Origin of the sequence: Peptoanaerobacter stomatis (assembly GCF_000238115.1) — a bacterium.
In the GTDB taxonomy this organism is placed as follows: Bacteria; Bacillota; Clostridia; order Peptostreptococcales; family Filifactoraceae; genus Peptoanaerobacter; species Peptoanaerobacter stomatis.
Genome location: NZ_JH414548.1, coordinates 184,430 through 208,768, shown reverse-complemented (window position 1 = coordinate 208,768; position 24,339 = coordinate 184,430). Strand labels below are relative to the sequence as shown.

The 24,339-nt window shown below is 30.2% G+C and carries 18 protein-coding genes; 15 read left to right on the top strand and 3 right to left on the bottom strand.

From position 1 onward, the window contains the following. Positions 1 to 94 precede the first annotated feature (94 nt). The gene (locus HMPREF9629_RS03640) at positions 95 to 4,363 is read left to right on the top strand and encodes an FMN-binding protein (RefSeq protein ID WP_009524992.1); all 4,269 of its coding nucleotides are present in this window, start codon (positions 95 to 97) and stop codon (positions 4,361 to 4,363) included. Between the two features lie 461 nt (positions 4,364 to 4,824). Here the strand turns inward: HMPREF9629_RS03640 and HMPREF9629_RS12650 are convergent, their stop codons facing one another. Then, positions 4,825 to 5,514 (bottom strand): metal-dependent hydrolase, encoded by a 690-nt coding sequence (locus HMPREF9629_RS12650; RefSeq protein ID WP_242822007.1) that lies wholly within the window; start codon positions 5,512 to 5,514, stop codon positions 4,825 to 4,827. Positions 5,515 to 6,058: 544 nt separating this feature from the next. Here HMPREF9629_RS12650 and HMPREF9629_RS03630 point away from each other — a divergent pair. The 6 genes from HMPREF9629_RS03630 (at position 6,059) to HMPREF9629_RS03605 (ending at position 11,854) form a co-directional block, all read left to right on the top strand. Further along, a complete protein-coding gene (locus HMPREF9629_RS03630; protein ID WP_009524990.1) occupies positions 6,059 to 7,720 on the top strand; it encodes a ribonuclease J in 1,662 nt (553 codons plus the stop codon). 214 nt (positions 7,721 to 7,934) lie between these two features. Then, positions 7,935 to 8,552: a site-2 protease family protein gene (locus HMPREF9629_RS03625; protein ID WP_009524989.1), complete on the top strand. Its 618-nt coding sequence runs from the start codon at positions 7,935 to 7,937 to the stop codon at positions 8,550 to 8,552. A gap of 7 nt (positions 8,553 to 8,559) precedes the next feature. Then, on the top strand, positions 8,560 to 9,237 hold the full coding sequence (locus HMPREF9629_RS03620; protein ID WP_009524988.1) for a segregation and condensation protein A: 678 nt from the start codon (positions 8,560 to 8,562) through the stop codon (positions 9,235 to 9,237). An 11-nt stretch (positions 9,238 to 9,248) separates the two neighbouring features. Further along, positions 9,249 to 9,827, top strand: coding sequence for an SMC-Scp complex subunit ScpB (gene scpB, locus HMPREF9629_RS03615; RefSeq protein WP_009524987.1), 579 nt, complete (start codon positions 9,249 to 9,251; stop codon positions 9,825 to 9,827). Positions 9,828 to 10,001: 174 nt separating this feature from the next. Further along, positions 10,002 to 11,303 carry a D-alanyl-D-alanine carboxypeptidase family protein gene (locus HMPREF9629_RS03610; protein ID WP_009524986.1) on the top strand — a complete coding sequence of 434 codons (1,302 nt, stop codon included), beginning with the start codon at positions 10,002 to 10,004 and terminating at the stop codon, positions 11,301 to 11,303. A 137-nt stretch (positions 11,304 to 11,440) separates the two neighbouring features. Then, positions 11,441 to 11,854 (top strand): hypothetical protein, encoded by a 414-nt coding sequence (locus tag HMPREF9629_RS03605; protein ID WP_009524985.1) that lies wholly within the window; start codon positions 11,441 to 11,443, stop codon positions 11,852 to 11,854. 179 nt (positions 11,855 to 12,033) lie between these two features. Here HMPREF9629_RS03605 and efp read toward each other — a convergent pair whose 3' ends face one another. After that, positions 12,034 to 12,594: an elongation factor P gene (efp, locus tag HMPREF9629_RS03600; RefSeq protein ID WP_009524984.1), complete on the bottom strand. Its 561-nt coding sequence runs from the start codon at positions 12,592 to 12,594 to the stop codon at positions 12,034 to 12,036. A gap of 191 nt (positions 12,595 to 12,785) precedes the next feature. On the opposite strand from efp, the gene HMPREF9629_RS03595 reads away from it, so the two are divergent. From HMPREF9629_RS03595 to HMPREF9629_RS03560, 8 genes are all read left to right on the top strand, one after another. After that, a complete protein-coding gene (locus tag HMPREF9629_RS03595) occupies positions 12,786 to 13,211 on the top strand; it encodes an ArsR/SmtB family transcription factor (protein ID WP_009524983.1) in 426 nt (141 codons plus the stop codon). A gap of 40 nt (positions 13,212 to 13,251) precedes the next feature. Beyond that, positions 13,252 to 13,470, top strand: a complete 219-nt coding sequence (locus HMPREF9629_RS03590) for a heavy-metal-associated domain-containing protein (RefSeq protein WP_009524982.1) — start codon at positions 13,252 to 13,254, stop codon at positions 13,468 to 13,470. Between the two features lie 194 nt (positions 13,471 to 13,664). Beyond that, positions 13,665 to 15,518 (top strand): heavy metal translocating P-type ATPase, encoded by a 1,854-nt coding sequence (locus HMPREF9629_RS03585; protein WP_009524981.1) that lies wholly within the window; start codon positions 13,665 to 13,667, stop codon positions 15,516 to 15,518. A 281-nt stretch (positions 15,519 to 15,799) separates the two neighbouring features. Continuing rightward, positions 15,800 to 16,861, top strand: a complete 1,062-nt coding sequence (locus HMPREF9629_RS03580) for a galactose ABC transporter substrate-binding protein (RefSeq protein WP_009524980.1) — start codon at positions 15,800 to 15,802, stop codon at positions 16,859 to 16,861. A 367-nt stretch (positions 16,862 to 17,228) separates the two neighbouring features. Further along, positions 17,229 to 18,725, top strand: coding sequence for a galactose/methyl galactoside ABC transporter ATP-binding protein MglA (gene mglA / locus HMPREF9629_RS03575; protein WP_009524979.1), 1,497 nt, complete (start codon positions 17,229 to 17,231; stop codon positions 18,723 to 18,725). Positions 18,726 to 18,734: 9 nt separating this feature from the next. Further along, a complete protein-coding gene (gene mglC, locus HMPREF9629_RS03570; protein WP_009524978.1) occupies positions 18,735 to 19,730 on the top strand; it encodes a galactose/methyl galactoside ABC transporter permease MglC in 996 nt (331 codons plus the stop codon). 198 nt (positions 19,731 to 19,928) lie between these two features. Further along, positions 19,929 to 20,681 (top strand): class I SAM-dependent methyltransferase, encoded by a 753-nt coding sequence (locus tag HMPREF9629_RS03565; protein ID WP_009524977.1) that lies wholly within the window; start codon positions 19,929 to 19,931, stop codon positions 20,679 to 20,681. A 42-nt stretch (positions 20,682 to 20,723) separates the two neighbouring features. Continuing rightward, a complete protein-coding gene (locus tag HMPREF9629_RS03560; RefSeq protein ID WP_009524976.1) occupies positions 20,724 to 21,344 on the top strand; it encodes a glycoside hydrolase family 73 protein in 621 nt (206 codons plus the stop codon). Positions 21,345 to 21,552: 208 nt separating this feature from the next. Here the strand turns inward: HMPREF9629_RS03560 and HMPREF9629_RS03555 are convergent, their stop codons facing one another. Further along, complete coding sequence (locus HMPREF9629_RS03555; RefSeq protein WP_009524975.1) at positions 21,553 to 24,027, bottom strand: transglycosylase domain-containing protein; 2,475 nt, start codon at positions 24,025 to 24,027, stop codon at positions 21,553 to 21,555. Between the last annotated feature and the right edge of the window lie 312 nt (positions 24,028 to 24,339).

Genomic DNA, 24,339 nt, shown 5'->3' with positions numbered 1-24,339 from the left:
CGGATTTCAGGGACAGTAAAAGTAAAAGTAACAATAAAAAGACAAAAAAATAGAACAAGTAGAAGTAATAAGCCACTCAGACGACACAAGCTATATGGACTCAGCCAAGAACATAATACAAGACATAAAAAGAAAACAAAAAGCAGAAGTAGAAGTAATAAGCGGAGCAACATACAGCAGTAACGGAATAATAAACGCAACAAAAGACGCATTAGAACAAGCCAAAGGAAAGACAACAAAACCCGGACAATCAGAATACGCAAGAAAGAATATGGACGGAGGAGCAAGTTCAGCAGGAGGAGGCGGAACAGCAGGAGCAAAACAAGAAACAGACTTTACAGACCTAAAAGACGGAGAATACGAAGGTACAGCAAGCGGATATTATACAAACTCCATAAAAGTAAAAGTAACAGTAAGTGGAGGAAAGATAACAAAAATAGAATTAACAGAAAATAAAGATGATAGAAAATATTTTACAAAAGAAAAAGAAGAAAAACTTATAAAAAGCATAATAGACAATCAATCAACAAAAGTAGATACTATGTCAGGAGCTACAATAAGCAGTATCGGAGTGATAAATGCAGTTGTAAATGCACTTGAAAATGCCAAAACAAAGATAATAAGTCAAAACTATAATGGTAATGGAAAAACAATATTTTCCGCTAAAGTAACAGCATCCGACATAACAATAAAAAATATCACAGTAAATAAAGATGTGATTATAGACAAAAAGGTAGGAGACGGAAATGTTACGCTGGAAAATATGATAATAAAAGGTGATTTAAAAATACAAGGCGGAGGAGAAAACAGCATTCACCTTAAAGAAGTAACGGTTGAAGGAATCGTACAAATTGAAAAAGCTGAAGGTCAAAGAGTAAGATTGGTAGCGGAAGAAAATTCACAAATAAAGAAAAAAGTGGAAATACGAACACCTGCTATAATACAAACAGTAGGAAATACTAAAATAGAAACGGTAGAATTACCGCAGAGTTTAGATAGCGAAAAAGAAACGAAAATAGATGCAAATGTAGGAAAATTGGATATAAAAACAATAGCATCTAAAATAAAAGTAACAAAAGAAAGCAATATAGGACATATAGAACTTCCGAAAACAGTTGGAGAATATAGTCAAGGAAAATCAGAATACAAAAAAGACAAATTTGAATTGGAAATAGAAGATCCAAGTAAAATACAAAGCGGATCAAGCAAAAATGTATTCGGGACATTCAAATTTTTAACAAAGGAAGAGGTAAAACAGTTAGATAACAAGACATACAAAGACGGAGTATATTATGGAGACGGATTCGGATTTGTAGAGAGAAAACCGATACCTGTAAAAGTTACGGTATCAGACGGAAAGATAACAGATATATCCCTTGTAGAAGAAGAACTCACTAAGGTTGATACAGAATGGAAACCGGGTCAAAAAGCCAAGATAGATGACGGTGAAGCTTATGCTATGAGATTTGACATCGTAAATAACTTGGTTAAGAAAAATCAAAATCCGAATGCTTTAGCCTATCGTCTCGGAACATTGAGAGATGTTTACAGATTGGTGCGTAAAGGCGTAGGGGCAACTGATATAGCAGGATATAATGCTAATTTCGACAAGATAGTAGGTAAACATGAATTCGGTTCTTATAATCTAAAATTGCAAAAAGGTGATGAACATAATATAAACAACAAATTGATGTCATTGCTCAGAACATATGCAGTCGAAGATCTTGGGTATGGTAAGGCAGAATATGATGCAATATCCGGGGCTACATTTACAGCTATAGGAACATCACAGGCTATCTCCAATGCACTTAAAAAAGCTGATGACAGTATAAGTTTTTATGATATGAGAATAAAAGACGGATATAAAGAAAAATTCACAGAAGGTACACCTATAGATCTTAGCGATCTTAAAGTTGACTTTTATCAAAAGGATTCAACAATAAAAACAGTACCGTATTCTCAGTTTGAAGCGAACGGACTTAAAGTGCTTGATAGAGATACGGACAAAGAAATCAAAAACGGTACTATATTAAGTAAAGAAAACTTCGGAGTTTCCACACTAAGCGTAGTCAATTTGAAAGTTGTTCATGAAAAAAGTAACAGTGTTAAATTATTGAAAAAAATGACAGTCTTAAAAGGCGGAGTATTATGTAATGTTGAAAAATTCCAAGTTAAGGCGAAAGATTCAAATGAATGGATCGATACAAAAGGTTTCAACAACACTATGACTAACGGCGAAGTAAATGATGCACAACATCTGACTGTTTCTTATTCAAAAGCTCATGATTTGCTTCATAAAGAATTGGAATTCAGAATAGTTGCAAAAAGAACCGACAATAATGAAGAGGTAATATTTACTACACGTCCGTCAGGCGCTTCGGACAAGTTTATTTATCCGCAAAAACCTAAACAAGACTATAGAATTTTCATAGATGAAAGCTCGCTTAAAGATGCAAACGGTACAGCATTGAAGATAGACGAGAAAAATTCAAAATATTTCAGAATTTTCCTAAAAGATGATTCAACTGCACCTAAGCTTGCTGAAACTTATAAAAATGCTCCGCATCCTATAACGGTAACTACAGGTACTATGTTGACAGAAGAAATATTAAAAGGAGCATTCGATAATTTACCGCAAGATTCTAAAATAAATTTTGATGAACAAAAAGCACAAGAGCTTACAGTAACTGCAGGAGATAACAAGAAACTTGAAGTAAGTGTAGATTTCAAAGATTACAGTTCAAAAGACTATACACTTATTATAAACGTAAAAGAAGAGGGTCATTCTACACTTGCACAGCAATATAACGAAACACCGTATACGATAACGGTAACAACTAACACTCAGCTTAGTGTAGACAGAGTTAAAAAAGCTTTGCCGAATCTGCCATTTAATACACAAGTGGAAATTACAAGACAACCGAATACTGCAACTGTAGGAAACAGCGATGTACAAGTAAGACTTACATTTAGTGACAACAGTATAAAAGATATGACAATTCCTGTAATAGTAAAGGAAGCCGCACAAGGTTTGGCAGGAAAATTCGAACAAAAAGAAAACTCTTTGTCCATAGATGTAGTTATAGAGCTTGACGATAATATATTAAATACCTATGGAGGATATGCTGATAAACTTAAAAATGCAACAAAATTAAGTAAATTTAGTATAGATAATATAAAAAGAGAATTAAAGGTAAAAACTGATGATGCCTATAATGTCTACGGAAATATAGAAGTTGAAATATTGGAAGAGCCGAGCAGAAAGGTGATAGGACAAACAACAGGAAAGATTAAACTTAAATTTAATGATAATACGAGTCTTGACTTGGATGTACCTGTTAATGTAACTCCTATGCCTGTAGTATATTTTCAATTAAGACCGTTGCCAAATATGAAAAAAAGCTATAGTATAGACGATACATTTAACTTTGACGGTCTTAGAGGATTTGTATCGGTTTCTACTGTAAGAGATCAGTCTAACAAATGGACAGATACCGGAGCGCCTATGTTTGTACCGTATAAAGACTTTGAATATTTCGGTCTCAAGGTGGTAAAAACAGGCACTAATGAAGAAATAAAACAAGGAAGTCCTGTAAAAGACGCACTTACAAACGGCAAAATAGACTTATCTGTATTTAGAGAACTTGGCGTAATTTCTCAAGAAGAAGAACAAAAGAAAGTGCCTCAAATAAAAGGACTTAAATTGGAAAAACTCGCAGAAAGCTTTAACAAGTCATCTTATGCAACTGACGGCATAGAAGTGGAAACTTTAGTAAAACCGAATGATCCAAGATTCCAAAGTTTAGAAATATACAGTAAAAAAGGCTTTGATTCATCCCTAGAAACTGCAATTAAAGAAATAGAAAATAAATACGGTGAAGTAACCGTAGAAAAAATAAGCGAACCTGATGTAACATCACTTGGAGATACTACAGCAAAGATAAAATTAAAGTTCAAAGATGACAGTGTTTCAAATGAAGTAATAGTAAAAGTAAAGGTTAAAGAGCTTCCTGTATTCCAATTCAGAATAAACCGTATCCCTAAAAAGCAGTATAATGAAAATGATAATATTGAACTTGATGTGATAAGTGCAAATGTATATATACCAAAGATATTGGATAACAAAGAGTATTCCGTCAGTGATCCGGAAGAAAATCCAATAGTAAATCTTTTGTACAAAGATTTCAAATACTTCGGATTTACAGTTGTAAAAAAAGATACAGAAGAAGAAGTATCTAACGGTACGCAAGCAAAAGATCTTCCTAGAAATGGTAAACAGATAGTATTGGATGCGTTATGTAAAAAAGTATATGCCGAAGATGGGAAAAACAGAGTACCTATATATACATTTATGTTGAAGTAAACTTTATAATATATTGAATATACTAAAGATATTTATAATTTTAATAAAAATATATATTTTTATATTTAATATTAATCAAATAACTATATAAACACAAAAAAGGCTCTAAGTCAAATTTGATTTAGAGCCTTAAAATATTAATATAGGTTTATTATAATATTAAATAGATAATTTATAAATTTTTTTAACAGCCAAGGTTTACACTGAAAGTTAATAGAATAATGGATATTTTTATTTTTAATAATTTACGAGCTAAATAAAATTAAGTATACTTAAAATAAACAGTTTAATATAAATTTTATTCGTTAATTAAACGAATATTAGTATTAATTACATATTATCAATATTTGAAGATAATTTTTATTTTATCGTATTGCAATAGTTTATACAAAATATTATAATTATTTTTATAATAACATAGATAGTTTTTTTGTTTGAACAGGTATAAATCTTCAATAAAATTACATTTTTTTATATAATTTTATATATATTAAAAAAGTTATTGTTAAAAATGTGATTATAAAGGGTATATCAAGATTGTTATATATTTTTTTGTTTTTAAATACATTTAACGAATAATTTTTTTTTGAAAAAGGATAAAATATTTTTATGCCCTTTTTGGTAAATATATCTCCAAAGAATAAATGTGAAAAGTAAGATAGCAGAGCGGTAACATAATATTGTTTGGTATTATCTATTACATATATGGGAAACAGTATAATTGCAAGCAATAACAAGCTGTTTATACTGTGAGAAAATCCCCTGTGCTCAAAATATGGCAGTATTGCAAAGAATAGCAATATATTTTTTGTAAATCCGAGCTTTGTATATTTTAGAAGAATATAATAGATTATTAAAAATGCTATACTTAATGATATTTTTTTTAGGATTTTATTTTTAGAAAAGAATTTTAAAAAAAGTACCATTATCGGAAATAAAGCAATACAATATAGCGGCAGTATTTTTTTTATGAGCGTGAAATAAAGTATAATACTGATGAATATTAAAAATAGCGATGATATTATGATTTTTAACGGCAGTTTGCGTAATTTTGATGATATTTTGGAACTCTCAGTATCTATGTCAGGCAGAACGCTAAAGGCCAAGCATATAGGTATATCTAATATGTCAAATTTTTTGCCTGTTAACATTATGTAATTTGCATATGTGGAAATTCCTATCACCATATGGGTATTTCCTTTCATAATAGTCTCCTTTGCTGTTATAAAGATTTCGGTTTGTATATATCAGATTAATTTTAAGTTTAGAAAATATGCTTTTATAAATTAAATGCCAAGATATTAATTTGTAGATATTTTTTATACATATAATTAAATTATTATAAGTTGTCTATTTAAAATCGCATATCCGTTTGTCTTCAACCTTAAGACTCAGTTGTGGTTTATAAATATATGATAATTTGTCTTTTGTTCATATATATACACATTTTGTAAAAATTGAGTTTATTTTTTATATGGTTTGCATAGACTATTGTATTATACTATAAAAAACTATATTTGTGTATTGTTTTGAATCTGTTGATATATATGTATTTTTTATAAATTAAAATATTTTCTGTAAAATAATAAATTCGATAATGATAAAATAATAAAAGATGAAAGGAGAATGTTTTGATATATTTATTGGATTAAGATATTTTTAAGCTAAATATAATATATTAAAAATGTGCTTATTATGGCAAAAAAAAGTTCTAAAATAAAAGCTTATCTCTTAGGAGGTCTCAATGAGATAGGCAAAAATATGACAGTGATAGAATATAAAAATGAAATTATAATAATAGACTGCGGTCTTATATTTCCTGAAGATGAAATGCTCGGCATAGATATTGTAATACCTGATATAACACATCTTATAAAAAATAAAGACAAGATAAGAGCTATGCTTGTAACACACGGACATGAGGATCACATAGGAGCTATACCATATTTTTTGAAAAAATTAAATATTCCCATATATACTTTGCCGTTTACTATGGGACTTATAGAATTAAAACTTAAGGAAAATGCAATAACAGGTGTTGACCTTAATGTTATACAACCTAATCAGAAGATAAACTTAGGGGTTTTTACGGCGGAATTTATAAGAGTGAATCATTCTATACCTGATTCTTGTGCAATAGCGCTTCATACTGATGCGGGTACAATTTTCCATACAGGAGATTTTAAGATAGATTTTACACCTATAGACAATATCAGAACAGATCTTAATAAAATCGCCGAGATAGGACAAAAAGGTGTATTGTTGATGCTTGGAGAAAGTACAAATGTTGAACGTCCGGGTTATACAGAGTCCGAATCTTCGGTAGGTACTACTCTTACGCAAATATTTTCGTCAGTAGAAAATAACAGAATATTTATAGCGACTTTTGCATCTAATGTTCATAGATTACAACAGATAATAGATGCTGCATATAAAACTCATAGAAAAGTTGCCGTTTCAGGTCGATCTATGGCAAATATTCTTGCAGTTGCATCGGAACTTGGATATTTGAAAATACCTGATAACACGTATATCGATTTGAGAGATATTAATAAATATGACGATAATGAACTTGTAATAATAACTACAGGTTCACAGGGAGAACCTTTGTCTGCACTTACAAGAATGGCGAAAATGGAGCATAGACAAATAGAGATAAGAAAAGGCGATGTGGTTGTATTTTCCGCTCATCCTATACCGGGAAATGAAAAATTGGTTTCAAAGGTAATAAACGAACTTTTTGAGCGAGGAGCAAAAGTAATTTATGATACAATCTCTGAAATACACGTTTCCGGTCATGCAAGGCAGGAAGAATTAAAGTTGATGCTCAGTCTTGTAAAACCTAAGTATTTTATACCTATACACGGAGAGAGAAGGCATCTTATACAACATAGAGATATGTCGATAAAAATGGGTGTTGAGGAAGATAATGCGTTTTTATTATCTAATGGTGATGTGCTTGAAATAGATAAAAATGAGGCGAAAATTGCTTCAAAGGTTCAATCAGGGAATATTCTTGTAGATGGGCTCGGTGTTGGAGATGTAGGAAATATAGTTTTAAGAGATAGAAAGCATCTTTCAGAAGATGGACTTATCATAGTTGTTTTACCGATTAGAGATATAGAAAAATTATCTGAAAAAATAGAAATAATATCAAGAGGATTTGTATATGTAAGAGAATCGGAAGATTTGATGGATGAAATAAAAGAAATAGTTCTTCAAAGCGTAACACAGTTCAATCAAAAAGACCTTGGGCAATGGAGTTTTATAAAAAATGCAGTCAGGGATAATCTGAAATATTTCTTATTTGAAAAAACTAAGAGAAATCCTATGATATTGCCTATAATAATAGAGTAATTTATCGGAATTTGTCATAAAACCGTGCATTTACTTCGCCTGACTTTGGCAGAGCTTTCGATTGTGTAACTTTAAGTGTATTCACTTAAGCTTTGCTTGTCCGTCTTGTTCTACACGTTTTACTCAAGTGGAAGTAAATACTATACTGATAAATTATATAAAAAAGACATATCTTAATTATAAACTAAATGTTATATTGGGAGAAAAAGCTTTTATGGGAAATTTTGAAAATTATATTATTCAATTACTGCTTAAATTTCCGGCAGTTTTGATAGCGCTTACATTTAGACCTTTTGCAGAATCGCTTTGTGCATATTTAATGGGGGATAAATCGCAAAAACATAGTGGAAGATTATCTATATCTCCAAGAGCGCATTTGGATGCTGTAGGCTTTATGCTTTTGTTTTTAGTAGGTTTCGGTTGGAGCAAACCGGTTTATATAAATGATAGAGAGTTTAAGAACAGACGTTTGGGCTTGGCACTTTACTTTGTGTCAGGTACTATTATGAATGTGCTTGTTGCAGTGATTGTTATTTGGATACAGAAATTGCTAGTATTTATGGGGATAAATTTTAATGAGCTTTATGTGGTGCTTGATTATGTTGTAGCTGTTAATCTGTCACTCGGTGCGTTTTGTCTGTTGCCTATACCTCCGCTTGCAGGTTATTATTTTTTGTTGCAGATATTGCCTTTGAAAATGAGTATGGAACTTAGGAAACTTGAAAGATATTCACTTATTATAATAATGCTTTTGATGTTTACAAATTTAGCATCTTATGTTATAAAACCTATATATACTGTTTTGGTTATGATTGTGAATCTACTTACTTGAGGTAAAAATGTATAAGCTTAATATAAATAGGTTTGAAGGTCCACTGGATCTTTTACTTAGCCTGATACAAAAAAATAAACTTGATATATGTGAAATATCCATTAATCAGATAGCCGATGATTTTTTGGACACAGTAGCCAAGATGGAAGTTGAAGATATAGATATGATAAGTAATTTCATATATATATCCAGTAAATTAATAGAGATAAAATCAAGATATATGCTTTTTATATCACATGATGAAGATGATGAAAATGATCTTGTATTGTCGTTGGAAGAATATGCAAAATACAAAAAATTATCGGAAAAACTAAAAAAAATGTATGTTGAAGGATGTATATTTTTTGAGAAAATATCTGATGAAATTTTTGCTGTGGAAGAACTTGATTTTTCAAAGCTTACAATTGACAGTATGATAAAAAGTATAAAAATCAATGAAAAGCAGGAGCAGGAACAACTTAGATTTACAAGAAAACAAAAACCGCTCAATGAAAAGATAGACTATATAAACAAATATATGCAGGAAAAAAAGCAATGTCATTTTGATGATATTGTAGAAAATGATAAAAAAGATGAAAAAGTAGTATCTATGCTTGGGGTTTTGCATTTAGTGAAAGAAAACAGGATAAATGTAAAACAACATAATAATTTTGATACTATAGCTATAAAGTTAGCAAACAGTTAGAGAGGTATATTTTGGAAGATTTATTAACACAAAATAATATTGATACAGATAGAGCAGTGTCTATAGTGGAGTCGTTTTTATTCACTTTTTCAGAACCTGTAGATATTTTTGAGCTTATATCGGTATTCAAAAACAATGATATAAAAGCTGACAAAAAATATATAAAAAATATAATAGAAATATTAAAAGAAAAATATTCTCAAGCCGATAGCGGTCTTGAGATAATACATATGGAAGATAAATATCAACTTGTTGCAAAAAGAGATAATTTTAAATATCTTGAAAAGGTGATTTCACCAAAGAAAAAGAAGAATTTGACACAATCAGCAATAGAAACCTTGACGATTATAGCATATAATCAGCCTACAACAAAAGCTTTTGTTGAGAAGATAAAAGGCGTTAAATGCGATACAACAATAGCAAAACTTTTAGAAGCAGGACTTATAGAAGAATGTGGAAGATTGGATAAAATAGGAAGACCTATAATATATAAAACAACAGAAGTTTTTTTAAAGCATTTGAACATATCATCGATAAAAGAATTGCCTGATATAGAGAATATGAAAAAAGAAGATGTTGAACAAGATTAATATTTGTTATAGAATATATATTGAATTTAATACATTGTTATTTAATTAATAGAATTTTTACTATAATTTATCATATTTTATTTTTTACGAACTGTAACAAATATTATAGTTTCAAACACATAAAATGTTAAAATCATATCACAGATATGAATAAATACACGAAAGGATCTACATATGAAATTAAAAAATAGGATTTTATTTTTGTTATTCATAATTTTTATGAATATACAAAACATTTCTTATGCTATAGAGCCTCCTCCAACGCAAGAAGAAATATCAGGTGAGGCTGCTATACTTATGGAAAATGAAACAGGAAAAGTATTATATGAAAAAAATGCTTATAAAAAAATGTATCCTGCCTCTACAACAAAAGTTATGACCGCACTTTTGGCTCTTGAAAAATTAGATTTGAACAAAAAGATAGCTGTTCCATCGGATTTTCCTCAGGTAGACGGAAGCTCAATGTATTTGTTACCGGGCGAAGAGTTTACTGTAAATGATTTGATTAGAGCACTTTTAATACATTCATCCAATGACGTGGCTGTTTTATTGGCTATGGAAATATCAGGAAGTGTAGAAGAATTTGCAAAACTTATGAATGAAAGGGCAGTAGAAATAGGATGTACCGGTACACATTATAGTAACCCTCATGGATTGCATGATGACAACCATTATACAACAGTATATGATATGGCGCTTATATCAAGAGAAGCTATGAAAAATGAGACTTTCAGAAAAATAGTTGCAGAACCCATATTAATTCTTGAACCTACCGATAAAACGCCTGAAAAAAGAATATATAACAATACAAACAGATTTTTATGGTCAAATGAGCCTATAGTATATAAAAATCAATATATACCTATAAAATATGATGCAGTGGACGGAATAAAAACAGGCTTTACATTAGAGGCTCAAAAGTGTCTTGCATCAACAGGGATAAAAAACGGTATAAGAATGATAGCAGTAGTTTATAAGACTACAGAATATGATGTGTTTAGAGATTCAAGAAGGTTGTTGGATTACGGTTTTGACAATTTCAAAATTGTAAAAGTTTTATCGGCTATGGAAGAATTGGGTAAAGAAGCTATAAAATACAGCGTTCAGAAGAATTTAAAATATGCCGTGACAGAGGATATATCTTATATAACGCCTATAGATGCAGAAGTGGCTTATGATAAAAAAATAGAACTTGATGAGTTGAAACTTCCGATAGAAAAAGGACAAAAAGTAGGTAAAGCTACAATAACTATAGGCGATGATACAAAAGAATATGAACTTGTTGCCTTAGACGATGTAGAACCCATATTTACATTCAAGCACCTAAAGGAATTGATCATGTCAAAAGAAACAAATCATATAAAAAGAAACATTTTAACAGGTATTATAGTTTTTGTAATTTTGCTTATAATATTGAGAATAATAAGAGCAAATATAAAAAGAAAGAGAAGAAAAAGGAGATATAAAAAGCTGTAATAATTTTTGAGAAATCAATTTAAAAATATATTGATATTTTAATTCTTTTATGATAGGCTATAAATAGGATATAAGTAATTATAAAAAAACTAATTAATTATAGCTTGATAATTATTTTTTTAAGGAGGACTTTAACAATGGTTAAACTATTGATAGGAAGTGCAGGTAGTGGAAAGACAAAAGTAATGATTGATGAAGCAAACAAGGCAGTAGAAGGTGTAAGAGGAACATTTGTTTATGTTGAAAGTACAGATAAACATAGTCATCTTTTAAACAGAAACATAAGACTTGTTGCAACAGAAGATTTAAAACTTAAAGGATATAATGGGCTTTATGGATTTATATGCGGAATGACATCAGCTAATTATGATATACAAAAGATATATATAGATGGATTATTTAAAGTGGTAGATGTTGAAGAAAGCAAGTTATATGACTTTTTAGAAGCACTTGATAAAGTATCTAATAAATATGAAACAGAAATAGTTATCTCAGCTACTTTGCAAGATGAAGAAGTAAAAAAACAAGTTGAAAAATTTGTAATTGCATAGGAAAAAATTGTTAAAATAAAAAAAATACTTAGCTTTAATTTTAAAGCTAAGTATTTTTTTATTTATACTATTTTCTAATAAAATTATGGATAACTTATATAATTATATACCATTAATATAAACAGTTTATTTTAAAAATTAATTATTATGTTTTTCCATTATTCTATAAGATTTTAGTATTAGTTTACTCTTGATAAATATTCGCCTGTTCTTGTATCTATTTTTATCTTTTCGCCTTCACCTATAAATAGCGGAACCTGTACTACAGCACCTGTTTCAACTGTTGCAGCCTTAGTAACATTAGTAGCGGTATCACCTTTTACACCAGGTTCAGTTTCTACTACTACAAGTTCAACAAAGTTAGGTGGTTCTACTGAAAATGCCTGACCTTGATAAAATCTTATAAGAGCTTTTTCATTTTCTTTCATAAAAGTTATGGCATCTTCAACTTGTGAATGGTTTAGAGGTATTTGCTCATAAGTTTCGCCATCCATAAAGTAGTACAATTCTCCGTCATTATATAAATATTCCATTTCTTTAGTTTCAATTTGTGCCTTAGGAAACTTGTCGCTTGGATTGAACGCTTCTTCCCTTGTTGCACCTGTTTTTAAATTTTTGTATTTAGTTCTTACAAAAGCTGCACCTTTTCCAGGCTTAACGTGTTGGAAATCAACAACTAAATAAGGTTGGCCTTCCATTTCAAAAGTTACGCCTTTTCTGAAGTCACTTGCACTTATCATAAAAATTTCTCCTTATAAATTATTATTTCATTTATTCACCTTAGTATTATATAGTTTTTTACTACATTTGTAAATATATTATTTGCTTAAACTGAAAAATATACTATAAAAACTTAGAAATACTATTGACAAAATTTAAAATATAGTATATATTTATATAAACAAATGAACAGTTGTTCATATGAAAGAAGATGATAAAAATAGAAAATATAAAAAATGAAAAAAATTTTAAAGATTTAAATGAAAAACGAAATATTTTTGAAGAAAACATATCCTCGGAGCAAAAGTATCTTGTAATAGATGAAGAGACGTCAATTCAAATACAAGACAAGATACCTGTTGAAGAAGAAGTGTATGAATTAGCAGACTTGTTTAAGATATTTTCAGATTCTACGAGGATAAAGATACTGTGCATATTATTTGAATCTGAAATGTGTGTATATGATTTATCGAGTATACTGAATATGTCACAATCAGCAGTATCTCACCAATTAAGACTTTTAAAACAGAGCAAACTTGTAAAGCATAGGCGTGAGGGCAAGATAATATTTTATTCTTTATCGGATGATCACATAAGAAAGATTATAGATAACGGTCTTGAGCATATACAAGAGTAGTTTTAGTAAAATTATTAAAAATAAAAAGGAGATAATTAAAATGAAAAAGAAATTTAAAATTAATAACTTGGATTGTGCAAATTGTGCAAATAAAATGGAAGAAGAAATCAACAAATTAGATGGAGTAAATGAGGCAAGTATAAGTTTTGTAATGCAAAAAATAACTATAGATGCAGATGACGACAGATTTGATGATATAGTTCAAAAGGCTAATGATATATGCAGAAAAATAGAAAAAGATTGTTCTATACAAATGTAAGCTAAAGTTTTATCTAAAAAATAAAACTTTACTAAAAAATTTGATAAGCTAAAATTTCTTAAATCAGATTGTTTAATTGCAAATGGTTAAATGTCATTAATTAGGTTAAAGAAATTTTAACTTATAAATCGGCTGTTTTAAAACAAAAATAATATAAAAGTGAGAAAATTAATTTTTTATAAGAGGGATTTTAAATGAGCAAAGGACAAAGAATTGTACTTACCAGAATAATATTGACAGCATTGCTTTTGGTTTCATATTTTGTATTCAAATTATTTGAAAAATATGAGTTATATTTTTTTATAGCCTTATTTATATTGATAGCATATGATATCGTATATGAAGCTGTAAGCAATATAATAAAAGGAGAATTTCTGGATGAAAATTTTCTTATGGGATTTGCCGCAGTAGCCGCTTTCATACTCGGCGAGTATCATGAGGCTATAGAAGTAATGCTTTTTTATCAAGTAGGGGAGTTATTCCAAAGTATTGCTGTTGATAAATCAAGAAAATCAATATCGGCTCTTATGGATATATGTCCCGAATATGCTAACCTTGAAAAAGATGGGCAGATAATTAAAGTGGATCCTGATGAAGTGCAAATAGGGGATATAATAGTAATAAAAACAGGTGAGAAGGTTCCGCTTGACGGCGTTGTCATAGAAGGAAACTCATCTTTGAATACTTCTGCGATAACAGGAGAATATAAGCCGAGAGATGTGGGAGTTGGAGATGAAATAATAAGCGGCTGTATAAATACGGACAGACCTCTTAAAGTTAAAGTTACTAAAGAATTTGATGATTCAACAGTAGCAAAAATATTGGAGCTTGTAGAAAATGCATCAAGTAAAAAAGCTAAGGCAGAAAAATTTGTCACAAAATTTGCTAAATATTACACTCCTATAGTAGTAGGGTTGGCTATAATATTAGCTGTTATACCACCTTTATTTTCATTAGGAAGTTTTGATATGTGGATTAAAAGAGCGCTTGTATTTTTAGTTACTTCTTGTCCTTGTGCACTTGTAATATCAATTCCGCTCGGATTTTTCGGAGGCATAGGCGGTGCTTCAAAAAAAGGCATATTGATAAAAGGCGGCAATTATCTTGAAACGTTATCAAATGCAGGATATATAGTATTTGATAAAACAGGTACACTTACAAAAGGTAATTTTCAAGTAGTAGCCATACATCCTGAAATAGAAGAAGAACAGTTATTAGAGTATTCAGCTTTAGCAGAAATATACTCAACTCATCCGATAGCACAATCAATAAAAGAAGCATATAAAAAAGAGATAGATATAAAAAGAGTTACAGATGTGCAGGAAATTGCAGGTCTTGGAGTATCTGCTCAAATAGACGGTAAAAAAATATATGTAGGTAATGACAAACTGATGGCAAAGATGAATATAAAAGAAAAGCATTGCCATTTGAGTGGAAGTATAGTTCATACAATAGTAGACGGTGAATATGCAGGACATATTGTAATATCAGACGAAATAAAATCAAACTCAAAAGATGCGATAAGACTTTTAAAAGAAAAATACAATCAAAAAACAATAATGCTCACAGGAGATACCAAGCAAGTAGCTGAAAGTGTAGCAAGAGAATTAAACATTGATGAAGTGAAATCGCAACTGTTACCGAATGAAAAATCAGAAATATTGGAACAAATAATGAAAAATAAAAAGAGTAATGGCGCAGTTGTGTTTGTAGGTGACGGAATAAATGATGCACCTGTACTTTCCATAGCAGATGTAGGTATAGCTATGGGAGCTATGGGATCTGATGCGGCAATAGAGGCGGCGGATATAGTGCTTATGGATGACGATCCTAAAAAAGTATCATTAGCTATAAAAATAGCACAAAAAACTATGAAAGTAGTAAAACAAAATATAGTATTTGCCATAGGTGTAAAAGTCTTGGTGATGATATTAGGCGCTTTAGGATTGGCAGGAATACAATTAGGAATATTTGCAGATGTCGGAGTATCCATAATAGCAATAATAAACTCATCAAGAACACTTATAATTGAAGAAGATAAAATTTAAACAATTGAAAGTGATTAAATTACAATTTAAAATTGCATTTTGTAACTTATAATATTATATATATATATATATTTATTTAAGCATAAGATGAATACTAATAAATATACTTTTAAAAAGTAATTTTATTAATATTCATCTTTTTATTTGCAGTTAGTATTAAGTCACAATAAAACTATTGTAATAAGCATTTAACATTAATTTAAGAAATACATTGACAAAAAAAACGATTTTTGATAATATGTTTTCAGCAATATAATAAAATTATAGGAGGATATATCTTAATGAAAAGAAATTTAAAAAAACTTTTAGCAACTGCAATGGTAGCTACTATGTTATTGCCTATAGCAGCTTGCGGAAAAACAGAAGAAAAACCTGCAACGGATGATAAGGCTAAAACTGAAAATGCAGAAAAAACAGAAGGTAAAAAGATAGGAGTATTTTTCTATCAATTTAATGATACTTATCTTTCAACAGTAAGAAATGCTTTGAAAGAACTTGACGACAAGGATGACAGTATAGAGTTCATATTCCAGGATGCTCAAAATGATCAAGGAAAGCAAAATGACGAAATAGATACTCTTCTTGATCAAGTAGACGGATATCTTGTAAATCTTGTTGATACAGGTGCAGCTCAAATAGTTCTTGAAAAATTAAAACCTACTGATAAACCGGCTATATTGTTCAACAGAGAGCCGGATGATATCAACTCTTACAAAGCTTATGATAAAGCAAGATTTGTAGGAACTAAAAAAGAAGAAGCCGGAGTTATACAAGGAAATATAATATCTGAATACTGGAATGCAAATAAAGATACGGTAGACAGAAACAAAAACGGTAAACTTGACTATGTATTATTGCATGGCGGATTAGATAATGCCGAAGCTAATGCAAGAAGTAAATATTCAGTAGATACAATAAAAGAAGCAGGTATAGAAGTAAATGAAGTAGGAATGCAAATAGCTAACTGGGATACAGAAAAAGCTAAACAGGCTATGGATGCATGGTTGGCAAAAGATGAAGCAAATATAGATGTAGTAATAGCTAATAATGACGGTATGGCTATAGGTGCAATAAATTCTCTAAAAGCTTTAGGATACAATGATAAAGATGCTGAAAAGCATGTAGGTGTATTCGGAGTTGACGCTACTGAAGAAGCTAAAGCGGCAATAGAAGCCGGCTCTATGGACGGAACAGTAATGCAAGACGGAGCGGCTATGGCGGAAGCGATGTACAAATTGGCTAAAAATTCAGTAGAAGGTAAAGATTATCTTGATGAAACAGAATATAAATGGGATGAATCAGGAATAGCAGTAAGAATACCTTACAAAAAATTTGAAAAATAATAAATTTTAGCGCAAATTAAGATTATTGAAAAATCGCACTGATTTGGTGCGATTTTTTTTAGAGTTATGTAAAAAATTATATAATATTTATTATATAATCATATTTAGCACAACTGTTATTTTAATTTATTATATAATTACTTTATAAAAAATAAGTATAGATTAATAAACTAAAAAATAGTAACTCATTTAATTTTTTTTGCTTTTGTATTAAAATCCAATAGAATTATAGAAAAATAGTGCTTTATAAATTTATTATTTATTATTTATAGATTTTTTAATAATAAACGATCTATTATTCTATTAGAAATTAGTATAATATGGATAATGAGATTTAATTAGGTTTTTAAGAAAAGAGGTGTGTCAGATGAATGAACAATATTTACTTGAGATGAAGGGCATATCAAAATCATTTCCGGGTGTAAAAGCACTTGACAAAGTTCAGCTGAAAGTAAGAGCAGGCTCAGTTCATGCTCTTATGGGTGAAAATGGAGCAGGTAAGTCAACTCTTATGAAGTGTTTGTTCGGTATATATATCGAAGATGAAGGAGAAATATATTTAGACGGGAAAAAAGTTAAATTTACGAACCCTAAGCAAGCTTTGGAAAATGGAGTTGCTATGGTTCATCAAGAGCTTAATCAAGTTATGAAAAGACCTGTTATGGAAAATATGATGCTCGGAAGATTTCCAAAAAAAGGTTTATTTATAGATCAAAAAGAAATGTATGATTTTACAAAAAAGGCATTTGACGATATAGGGGTTGATATAAATCCTAAAGTATTGACAGAAAAATTATCGGTATCTCAAAGACAGATGTTGGAAATTGCAAAAGCGGTTAGCTATGATGCAAAGATACTAATTCTTGATGAACCGACATCATCACTTACAAATCAAGAAGTTGATGTACTTTTCAAAACAATAAGGATGTTAAAAGAAAGAGGTATGGGAATAGTTTACATATCTCATAAAATGGAGGAAATTTTAGAGATTTCAGATGAAATTACAGTATTTAGAGACGGTAAATGGGTAGATACACGTGATTGCAGTGATATGACAACAGAAAAGATAATAAATTTAATGGTAGGAAGAGAATTGACAGACAGATTTCCACCAAAAGATAACGTAGTAGGTGAACCCATATTACAAGTAAGAAATCTTGACGGAAAGTATGAACCTTGTGTAAAGGATGTTACTTTTGATTTGCACAAAGGTGAAATATTAGGGCTTGCAGGTCTTGTAGGAGCAAGAAGAACTGAACTTTTGGAAACAATATTCGGGCTTCGTACAAAAGAAAACGGTGAAATTCTCTTAGATGGAAAGAAAGTTAATAATAATTCGCCAAAAGATGCTATCAATAACGGTTTTGCATTGTTAACTGAAGAAAGAAGAGCAACAGGTATATTTCCTATGCTTGATATAAGATTTAACTCTACAATAGCAAATATGAAAAAATATAGAAAAAATGGATTCTTAGATGATAAACATATGGAAACCGATACAAAATGGGTGATAGACTCTATGAAGGTAAAGACACCCAACCAAAAAACGCATATAAGGACACTCTCCGGAGGAAATCAACAAAAAGTTATAATAGGAAGATGGCTATTGACAGATCCGGAAATACTTTTATTAGATGAACCTACAAGAGGAATAGATGTAGGTGCGAAATATGAAATATACCAGCTTATAATAGACTTGGCAAAAAAAGGTAAAGGAGTAATAGTCGTATCATCAGAACTTCCGGAACTTATAGGTATATGCGACAGAATAATGGTAATGTCTAACGGTAAAGTGGCGGGCATAGATGAAACAAAAAATCTTAATCAAGAAAAAATCATGCAGCTTGCTACTAAATATTTATAGGAGGATATTATGGAGAAAAAGAATTATAAAGAACTTTTTATTAATTATGCTTTATATATAATACTTGGTATGTTGATAGTAGGAATAATAGTATATGATCCTACATTTTTATCAAAAAATAACTTTTTGAATATTCTTATGCAAGCATCGACAAGAGCTATAATGGCACTTGGAGTTGCAGGGCTTATAGTTTTACAAGGTACTGACTTGTCAGCCGGTAGAGTTATGGGATTGTCGGCAGCATTTGCAGCATCATTGTTACAGTCTACAACATTTGCGGCAAGAATGTATCCTGAATTGGGAGATATTGGACTTTTTATTCCATTCATAGTTGCAGTAGCATCAGGTGTAATTTTTGGTGCTATAAACGGATTCGGTGTTGCTGTTTTAAAAATTCACGCATTTATAATCACATTAGGAACACAACTTATAGCATTCGGTATAATAAATTTATATATAAACAGCCAGAGATTCGGTGCACAACCTTTAGGAACGCTTAATCCTAAATATGTTCAGTTTGTAACAGGAAGATTTATGACAGTACCATATCTCGTATTTTATTTACTTATAACAGCAGTTATTATGTGGATAATATGGAATAAGACTACACTTGGTAAAAATATGTTTGCAATAGGTGGAAATCCTGAGGCAGCAGAGGTATCAGGAATAAATATAGTAAAAACTATAATGCTAGTATATATAATATCAGGAGCTTTATACGGTTTTGCAGGTTTTTTGGAAGGAGGAAGATTGGGTTCTGTAAACCCTAATACAGGATTTTCATACGAACTTGATGCAATATCAGCTTGTGTAGTAGGTGGAGTTTCTTTTTCAGGTGGAGTAGGAACTATTCCCGGAGTGCTTATAGGAGCCATATTACTTCAATTTATAAACTATGGGCTTAACTATATCAAGGTGGATGCCAACGTTCAATATTTAGTTAGAGGACTTATAATAATAATTGCTGTTGCAATAGACGTAAGAAAATATTTGAAGAAAAAATAAACTTAATATCAAAAATTATTATAAAAATAAAATCAAAGTATTTATGGATATTTTGGTTTTATTTTTTATAAATTTAAGGGTATTTATACAGTCAAACAATGATATTATGTATAATTTTAAAAAATTGTAAACCTAAAATAATAAAGTATTGAAAAATATTTTTATAAATGGAAAATTGTGAAGGAGGTAAGCAAAATAATGAAGACATATCAGGATATAAATAAAGAAACCATTGACAGATGTGTTGAAGAAGGCTGGGAATGGGGTAAGTCAACTTCACATGATGAATACATCAATGCAAAAAATGGAAAATGGAATGTTTTTCTTACTCCGACGGTTTCAATTCCACATGAGTGGCTGGGAGATTTAAAGGGAAAGAAAATTTTAGGCTTAGCGTCAGGCGGAGGACAACAAATGCCCATATTTAGTGCATTAGGAGCAGAATGTACCGTGCTTGATTATTCGTCGAAACAAATAGAAAGTGAATTTTTAATTGCTGAAAGAGAAGGTTATAATATTAATGCTATTGAAGGCGATATGACAAAAACTTTGCCTTTTGAAAATGAAACCTTTGATATAATATTTCATCCGGTTTCCAACTGTTATGTTGAAAATGTACAACATATTTTTAATGAAGCGTATAGAGTTCTGAAAAAAGGCGGTATTTTCCTTGCAGGTTTAAATAATGAAATCAATTATATTGTGGATAGTGAGGAAAAAGAAATTATTTGGAAAATGCCTTTTAATCCATTAAAAGATAAAGCAGCCAAAGAATATATGATTAAAGAAAAATCCGGCATGCAGTTTTCTCACAATATGACAGAACAGATAGGAGGACAATTAAAGGCAGGATTTACTTTGCTTGATATATATGAAGATACAAATGGTTTTGGCAGGCTCCATGAACTGAATATTAAAACATATATTGCAACAAAATCAGTTAAATTATAGAATTAGATAAAATTTGAATTTTGTTATGTAAGAGAGTGAAAGATGAAAAAAGGAATGGATAAATATCCTAAAAAAAGAAAGAGAAAATCAAGTAAAATTGTAAAGAGTTTACCAATAATATCAATTTTACTTATAATTGCATCTACAATTATTGTATCTACATTATTCAAAGAAGACTTCAAAAAAATAGAAAATGAAATATCAAGAGCATTAAATCCCAATTTGAAGTTTATAGAGGATGTGAGTGTATATGCCAAGCAAAATTATCAAGAATATGGTATATTACCAAGTATTACAATAGCACAGGCAATATTAGAGTCTGATTTTGGAAGGTCAGCTTTATCCAAAGAATATAACAATTATTTTGGTATAAAGAGTATAAATAAAGATGAAAAAAGAGTAACATTTTCTACAAAAGAATATGTTAATAATAACCAAATTGAAATAAAAGACGCCTTTAAAGTGTTTGACAGCATGGAAGATAGTGTAAAATATCACGGATTATTGATTGGAACAGCTAAAATATATCAAAAAGTTGTAGAGGCAAAAGATTATGTAGAGGCTGCCAATATGCTTTATGAGTGTGGATATGCAACAGATCCTGCTTATGCACAAAAATTGATAGAGATAATAGAACAATATAAATTATATGAATATGATTAGACATAGTATAAAAAATTCCCGAAACACATTTAAAATTTTTGTGTGCTTTGGGAATTTTTTATGTTTATTCCAATATTCGATAAAATAATGGACAGTTTATATAGGAAATATAAATAATGTAAATTTACATAAGATTATTTTTCTACTGTTATATCAAATTTTGGTGTTATCTTAATACGAAACCTATTATAGTTTTTTTGATTAGATATTAGAATATGCTTGATGAATCATCACTTACTGCATTATTGTTATTATTTGTGTCTTCATATGGGACTTCAGGTGGTGGTGCAGTATCTTGTTGTTGTGTAGTATTTTGTTGAGCAGGCTGTTGTTGAACCGGTTGTTGCTGAACGGGCTGTCGAGTTTGTTGTGTGGTGTTCTCATTGCTATTTTGTGTATTATCGACATTTTGATTTTTTTGGCTGTTATTTTGCACCGAATTTTCACCATTTTCATTAAATAACAATCCATCTAATAATTGCTCCTGACCGGGATCTGTTCTTCTCATATCTATTACTTTTTGTTCTTCTTCTTTTTCTTTTTCTACATTCATAGTGGATGGAGCTTGAAAAGAAACATTTTGTAAATTGAGTTCCCTATCTATGCCATTCATTACTTTTTTCCATATTGTTGCAGGTACACCTGATGAATAGTCAAGCGGAGTAGGAGTGTCCGCACCTATCCATACACTTGCAGTATAATACGGTGTATAGCCTACAAAATAGACATCTTTTCTTGAATCTGTAGTTCCTGTCTTACCGGCTGACGGCATATTATCGAGTATTGCACTTTTACCTGAGCCGTTTATTACTACACCTTGTAACATATCCGTCATTCTGTAAGCATTTTCTTCATCTATCATTTCAAAAATATTAGGTCTGAATTCATATATTAATTTATCGTTGGCATCTACTATTTTTGTTATGAAAGACGGTTTTATCTGTTTGCCTAAATTTGCAATGCCTGAGTATGCGGATGCCATTTCTAACGGAGTAACACCGTTTGTTATACCGCCTAATGCAAGAGATAAGTTTTCATCATTGCTTACAGTATTTTGCGAGCTTCTTACAAGATGAGCAAAACCCATTTGTTCAAGATAATCCAAAGATCTGTTTATAGCTTTTATTCTTGTGGAACCTAAGGTTTCAAGTGTTTTTACTGCAGCTACATTTGATGATACTTCTAAGAGTTTTTTCATAGTAGCATTTCCATAATATACATTGTAAATATTGTTTGGCCAATATCCGCCGGGCATAGAATCATCTTTTCTTGGCGAATCGTCTATTATTGTAGTAGGCCTCATTCCATCTTTGAGTGCCAACAAATATACAGCAAGAGGTTTTATAGCCGAACCCGGCTGTCTTGGGCTGTCCGTTCTGTCATATATATAATTGCCTGCTTGTCCTCTACCGCCAATTAACGCTTTTACATAACCGGTTTTTTGATCTATAACGACCATAGCGCCTTGAGGTTGTATGACTCCGTTGTCATCAACAAATGAATTTGGAAAGTTTGAAGAATCTGCAAATTCATTTTCTAAAATTCTTTGTATTTTTGTATTGAGTGTGGAATATATTTTTAATCCGCCGAATTTTAGTAAATTATTAGCTTTTTCTTCCGAGTTGCCAAGCTCTATTAATATTTTTACAGCTTCGCTTTTTACTCTATCATTGAAATATGACGATATACCACTGTTATTTCTTGGTGGGAAACTTATAGTTATAGGTGTGTTAAGAGCTTCTTGATATTGTTCATTATTTATTGCTCCCAACTCAAGCATTTTTTTAAGAACAACTTTCTGCCTGTTTACAGAATCCGGATTAAGCTCAGCTTTTGTTACTACAAGTGAGCCGTTTTTTAATAACATATATTCATATTGGTCTATTTTTCCGGTATTTCTAAGTACGGAATATACTTGTAAGTCGTTTTCTGTAGGAATATAAGAATTATTAGGCGGATATAACTTTAATTGCATATTTGATACGTCTTCGCCGTAAGCTATTTCTTTTAATTTATAAGGTATATATTTTGTAGGGTATTGTGTTATGCCGGCAATCATTGCAGATTCTGCGAGATTCAATTCGGATACGTTTTTATTAAAGTATGATTTTGCGGCTGCTTGCACACCGTGAACATTGCTTCCTAAAAAGACGGTATTCAAATACGCATATAATATTTGTGTCTTGCTCAGTCTTTTTTCCATTTCCATTGCGTATACTATATCAGTGAGTTTTCTTGTAAAATTAGGATCGGAAGTGGTGAGGAGATTTTTAGAAAGCTGCATTGTAATGGTTGAGCCGCCTTGTGCCAATGCACCTACTTTTATATCGTGCCATAACGCTCCAAACAATCTTTTTACATCAATACCGAAATGCTCATAAAAGCGCTCATCCTCTATGGATATAAATGCTCTTTGCAATTGCATGGGTATATCTTCTATAGGAACGATAGTTCTATATACATTGCTTTGTATTTTTTCGGAAATATTACCCTCATCATCATATATGAATGAAGTTTCCTGCAACAGAGAGTCTATATTTTGTGTTTTTACATCAGGAAAACTGTTAGCTATCGCCAAGTATCCTGCCATTAAAACTATACCGCCAAGTAATGAAATCAAGATTATGAATAAAAAGAAATACTTGAATATACTTTTTACCACACCTTTTTTTTGTTTACTCATTGTACCTCCTAAGAACGGATTATAGCTGATACTAAAAAATTGTTGCATTATTATATTGTTATATTGAAAAAGCTATAATAGTAATGCTTATAAAATTATAAACATTTTTTTGAAAAATTAGTTATTGCTTTCAAAATAAAAAATTTACTGTTATTAATATCCATTTTCTGATATTTTGATATATTACATCAGGAATTAAAATGAATTTTAAATAATTGCAATAAATTTATAAATTATGAAAGTTTTTAACTTTATAATTATATCACAAACAGTTATAATATATATATACTTATTTTTTATTTTATGAATTTG